A 5,117-nucleotide genomic window follows, 5' to 3' on the forward strand; every position below is an offset into this window, starting at 1 on the left:
TGTCTGCGGCTCGTCGTTGCAATCACCAACTTCGAACGAGGAAACGATCCGGGCTGTGAGAAGCTATGAGATGGATTCTATGACACGCTCCGTATTGGTGCAAGAGTGACTTAAAGGACCGTTGCCCTCAGCTGTTCTACACTTCAGCCAGTTTTTCAAAACCGCCGTTGCCGTCGGTCATGCATTTTCACCTGATCTCGTTTCCGGGTGTCGTCGATTGTGCGTTCAAGACGATTGCCGTCCCGTTTGAGGTCGTCCTAACTTCAATTACCGAACAAGAGCCGAAAACAGATTGTCAGTCCAGTTCGCAGAGCACCAGCCGTTCTATTTCACACCTCATTACTGGCGCGTTCAGCGATAGCGTCAGCGAGGGATTCACGTGTGTCGGGCGCACCGGCACGCAGACCGGCACGCAGGAGCAGGCGGATAAGAACGCTCTTGTCGACCTCTCCATCAGCGTCACCGCCTAGGTAGTCGCGGAGTGAGTCGACGGTGTCGTGCATCGCTTCGGGGTTATTTTCGAGCGCGTGCAGGAGTGCAGCGGTGTGACCGTCACGAACAGAGACGTTCGGGTGGACGTCCCCGTTTTCGACGGCCTCGAGCGCGTCGACGAGCGCGTCGGTGAGGTCGCCATCGTCCTGCTTGGTCTGTGCTGAGACGCGACTGCCTTTCTGAGTCTGTGCTTTGAGTTCTTCGAGGTCGGCGTCGTCGGACATGGTTAGTTAGTCTCCGTGGAGGTCGTCGCTGTCTCGCCGTCGACGCGCTGGAGAAGTGCCGTCGCAGCGTCGGTGTAGGCGTCTTTCACTCGTTTGGCCGTCGCGAGGAGTTCGTCGTTCGGGACGGCGAAGACGGTGCGGCCTTCGGCTTGTGCGTTCGGAACGCCCTGTGAGTCGGTGATGGGACTCGGGGCGATACGGTCGGGATACTGCTCGCGGAGTCGGGCGAGCATTTCGGTGTCGACGTTCGCACGCTTGTCGTACATACTCGGGAGGACCATCGCCAGTTCGAGGTCAACGTCGAAACCAGCGACAATCTCGTCAATGTCTGCGACGAGTTGATCGAGCTGTCGCTCCTCGAACTCGCCCATCGTGAGCGGGGCGATGACGCGGCCCGTCGCGAACAGTCCATTCAGCGTGACATTGTTGGTCAATCCGGGGAGGTCGAGCAGGACAACGTCGTAGCCGAGAGGGTCGACGTAGTTCGTCAGGAACTCGTCAAGGCGCGTGTAGCGGTCCTCGACGTTGACGCTCGCGAGGTCGTCGTCGACGCTGTCCAGTCCCTCGTGGGCGGGGATGAGGTCGACGTTTTCGCCAGTCTCCCAAATCATGTCCTCAACAGCGTCGGGGACCTTCTCGGCGATAGTCGACCACTCCTCAGCGAACACAGTCGAGATATTCGGCCACGCATCGTCTTCGGCGGCACGAACCTCATCGTGGATGCCGAACTGCTTAGAGAGGTCGCCCTGCTTTCCTGCGAGATCGATGAGTAGGACGTTAAGCCCGTACTCCCGGGCGAGCGCTTCCCCGAGGTGTGCTGTGCTGGTAGTTTTCGTGACTCCTCCTTTGTCCATGAAGAGGGCCGCTCGGAGCGCCCTGTTCGCTGTATTCTGTTTGGGCATATACAGATTCATATATGGAATCATATATACAAAAAGATGGGGGTGTGTGCGACAGAAACGAGCATATATGTGAGCGTATATGGTGTGCTACTTCACTGGAAATAGTAGGGTCGAAAAAGAGGTGTCAAGCGCTCGGTTAGAACTCACCGAGCGTCGTCACGATGACGTGGTCGCAGCGCTTGGTGATGCCGTCGCATCCGGCGACATAGCAGTCGGTACACACCTGATGGTCGTCATCCTCGTCGCCGTGCGTCATCTCGTGGCCGCAACGGCTCTGTTGAAACTCTCCGAACCTGACAGTTGTCGCGTGCTGAATATAGCGCGCATGTCTTGCAAATTGGGAGTCCCACCAAAGAAACTAATCTAACCCGTTCAAACGAACACACGAATGGTCTCCCTCGGATTCATTGCATTCTGGGTGCCGGTCGCATTCCTTTTCATGGTCGCAGCAAGCTATCTCGGGACGAAGTTGGCCCTCCGCTCTTACCACGAAGGGATCGACCCCAACCTGTTCGACTTCACACCCGGAATCAAGGACAAGCGAAGAGACGACTGAAAGACTCACCCTCTGAGTGTTGCACACCTCTCCTGACAGCGTTCGGTGAGATCTCTATGGTCGTGCTGAATACAGGGCGCAAGTCGGTCAAAGTGGTTTGGTGAATTGAACACGGTCAGACGACTGTGCGAGACAAGTGTTTTACCACCGCACTCACAATGTACACACATGAGTTCCGAATCGGAGAAGAAGCGAGTGCAGTTCCGAGCACCGAGAGGGCTGGTGGATCGGGCTGACACCCTTGCAGCGGTGTTCGAGACAGACCGGACGGACATTCTCATCTCAGCCCTCCGCGAGTATCTTCGGGACGCAGCGCACTCTGACGAAGTGAAGCAGGAGGTCGCAGAAGCGTACTACGACGACGCCATTACCTTCGAGGAATTAAAGTCTCTCGTCGGTCACGAGGAGGCCGCAAATTTTCGTCTCCTGAAACAGCAGTTGAGCGAGGCATTCGTTGACGACGTGGCAGAAGAGTTGGCCGACACATAGATGGTGCGCATCGTCGCTGATACGTCTGCCCTCGTTAGTTTGGGAACCGTAGCAGACGCCACGACAAACCCACTCGATTTGCTTCTTGAGTCACACGAACTCCTGCTCCCCAAGCAAGTTCTCGAAGAATTGGCTGAAACAGCATCTTACGACGATGCCTCTGGAGAGGCAGCACAAGCTGTGCTTGACCGTAAGAACGCGTTCGATGTCCGTCCTGTCGAATTGGACGAAACGTTTCCACTGGACGATGGCGAGAATGCGGCAGTCACGTTGGCGAACGAAGTGGACGCGAGCCAACTCCTCTGCGACGAGTTCAACCGACTCGCACTGGTCCATGCATCACTCGTTGACACTCGTCTCGTGACGACGCCAATCCTACTCACTGCCCTCGTGCGGAACGACGTGCTCTCTCCCGATTCTGCGGAGCAGTCACTCGAGAAGATGAGCGACGCCCGGAGTTGGTCTGCAAATTCTTACGTCGCACGCGCAAAAGCAACACTACAACAGCAACGAGAGGGCAATTGACCCCCTGTCCGATTTCAGGTAGCTCATCTCGACCGAACTGAACAGAGGGCGCAAGTCGATTGGAATCGTCGTCCAGAGCCACTTGAGCCAATTCATTCGAGACAATGTGGCTGTCTATTACTGAGGCACATTCATCGGGTGTCAGTTGCTGGTTGGTGGTACAGCACCCAGAGAACCGGGATACCAGCAATCGTCCCGAGCAGAAGCAAGGCAGGGGTAGGAATTGGTGGGAGGACACTGTCTACCGATTCGAACACCACGTAGAACAGACTCAGTAGTTGGCCGGTCAGTAAAACAGCAAGTGGATATCGCGATTCTTGTTGGTGTTCCCAGTGTCTTCCGGCGACAGTGAGGCCACTTCCGACGAAAACCCATATGCCAGTGATAATCATTCGAAACCCCTGAGAAACGTCAGCGCGCCATGGCTCGAACACAGCGATGCCACCGATGGCAGTACAGAGACCAATGACGAGAAGGATTTTTGCAGGTAAAGTCGCCGTCCGCTTGGCACCCGTCTCGTGTCCGTACACCCGCACGAGACCCAGCAGTAGTAACACACCGCTGAGGATGAGTGCAAGACCGATTGCGAGTCGTTCAGGTGGGCTGTCCCCAATTTGAGTCACGGCAACCACTGAAATGAGCCCACCTGCAGCTCCGAATACAGTCAATAAGAGGGCGCTACTGAAGCGGCGAGCCATGATATCCATCAATCGTGAATGTGTAAATTCTTTGGGTCAATCCCGAATGAGTTCTCTGCTGAACTCATCCTCTGTATCGGTCACGACGCTTCTGACAGCTGTTGGTGAGGATTCTGCGAGCGTGCTGAATAGAGAGCGCGAGTCGGTCATGGGGGGGAGTTTAATTTCCACAACAACTTACTCAGCGATATGGCAGATACCCTCACAGAACTCTCCCAGCGGAACGAAGCGTTCTGGATTGGTTTGGCCCTCTTTCTTCTCGGGGTGATTACTCCCGAGACCCTCCTCCTCGGAGGAATTGAACTCTCACGGGTTCTCATCTGGGTTGGTGGTGGGATTCTCATGGTCAGGGTTCTCGTTGGGATATACCGAATCCTGAGGACGACGGCTGAGGCAGGAGTATTTGGCTATCGTGAAGGGAAACAGAACGACCGATAGAACCTCTGCATTCAGCACGGCCTCAGCAAACTATCAGCGCCTGAGGGATTCAACAGAGCCATCGAGACGTTTCAGGTTGCTGGATGGCCGTCTGTCGACCGAAGCCCGTACTCTACGACTTAGCTATAGTTCGCCTGTCATCAGTCGCTTGCGTGGCGGGTCTTCGCTGTCATCGAGCGCATCGTTGAGTTCGCCACGCACCCGAGTTATCGAGCGCAGTTCAGTCCCTTTGCCAATCTCAAACTCATCGCAGGTCAGAGCTCGCGAGAGTTCATCGCGCAGTTCTGTGGCGACCTCGCGGCCGCTCACGTCGACGAGCGTCTTGTATTCATCCACCGCGAGGTAGGTTGCATCGTCGATAGCGTCAGCGGCCCAACGGTCGAACAGGTAGTCCTCGAACCGCTTCCGAATCGCCTTGCGCCACTCAATCTTCACCGGGAACGGCGACTCATTGGTCTTGTCGAGAGCTGTCTGACGTGTCGCCGTCCCGCCGTCAGTCATGAGATGGACTTCTGAGCCGGAGTCGTTGCCGGCCTTCTGCTCTTGGTCATTGTTATCGTCGACGTCGTCGACAGGGCGCACGTCGACGACCTGCCGCTTCGCGTCACGGAACCGTCGTGTTGGACCGTAGACCGGGTTTTCGACAGCGTAAGCATTGCACTCGTGGATGGTCACTTTCAGTTCGTCGGTGTCGGTTACTATCCAGGAGGGTGTCATAGAAGAGTTCTCACACCGTGATCACGGTACTTCCCGGATTGTCTCCACGTTCGTAGTTGGTGATTGCGACGACGAG

Annotated in this window: 8 protein-coding genes; 4 read left to right on the top strand and 4 right to left on the bottom strand. The window is 56.0% G+C overall.

Features of this window, described 5'->3' with window-relative positions:
* Positions 1-329: 329 nt before the first annotated feature.
* Both AM590_RS18140 and AM590_RS18145 read right to left on the bottom strand, forming a co-directional pair.
* Positions 330-716, bottom strand: a complete 387-nt coding sequence (locus AM590_RS18140; RefSeq protein WP_058828704.1) for a hypothetical protein — start codon at positions 714-716, stop codon at positions 330-332.
* A 2-nt stretch (positions 717-718) separates the two neighbouring features.
* Complete coding sequence (locus AM590_RS18145) at positions 719-1,570, bottom strand: ParA family protein (RefSeq protein ID WP_253805963.1); 852 nt, start codon at positions 1,568-1,570, stop codon at positions 719-721.
* 436 nt (positions 1,571-2,006) lie between these two features.
* On the opposite strand from AM590_RS18145, the gene AM590_RS20955 reads away from it, so the two are divergent.
* From AM590_RS20955 to AM590_RS20115, 3 genes are all read left to right on the top strand, one after another.
* Positions 2,007-2,174, top strand: coding sequence for a hypothetical protein (locus tag AM590_RS20955; protein WP_172795835.1), 168 nt, complete (start codon positions 2,007-2,009; stop codon positions 2,172-2,174).
* 168 nt (positions 2,175-2,342) lie between these two features.
* Positions 2,343-2,663: a hypothetical protein gene (locus tag AM590_RS18150; protein ID WP_013035672.1), complete on the top strand. Its 321-nt coding sequence runs from the start codon at positions 2,343-2,345 to the stop codon at positions 2,661-2,663.
* Complete coding sequence (locus AM590_RS20115; RefSeq protein WP_082677767.1) at positions 2,664-3,188, top strand: hypothetical protein; 525 nt, start codon at positions 2,664-2,666, stop codon at positions 3,186-3,188.
* A gap of 131 nt (positions 3,189-3,319) precedes the next feature.
* Here AM590_RS20115 and AM590_RS20120 read toward each other — a convergent pair whose 3' ends face one another.
* The gene (locus tag AM590_RS20120) at positions 3,320-3,886 is read right to left on the bottom strand and encodes a hypothetical protein (RefSeq protein WP_144064059.1); all 567 of its coding nucleotides are present in this window, start codon (positions 3,884-3,886) and stop codon (positions 3,320-3,322) included.
* A 189-nt stretch (positions 3,887-4,075) separates the two neighbouring features.
* On the opposite strand from AM590_RS20120, the gene AM590_RS18160 reads away from it, so the two are divergent.
* Entirely contained in the window at positions 4,076-4,324 is a 249-nt protein-coding gene (locus AM590_RS18160; RefSeq protein WP_058828707.1) for a hypothetical protein, read from the top strand.
* A gap of 123 nt (positions 4,325-4,447) precedes the next feature.
* Here AM590_RS18160 and AM590_RS18165 read toward each other — a convergent pair whose 3' ends face one another.
* Complete coding sequence (locus tag AM590_RS18165) at positions 4,448-5,041, bottom strand: hypothetical protein (RefSeq protein ID WP_058828708.1); 594 nt, start codon at positions 5,039-5,041, stop codon at positions 4,448-4,450.
* Between the last annotated feature and the right edge of the window lie 76 nt (positions 5,042-5,117).

Source organism: Haloferax sp. Q22, from assembly GCF_001482285.1.
Taxonomy (GTDB): Archaea; Halobacteriota; Halobacteria; order Halobacteriales; family Haloferacaceae; genus Haloferax.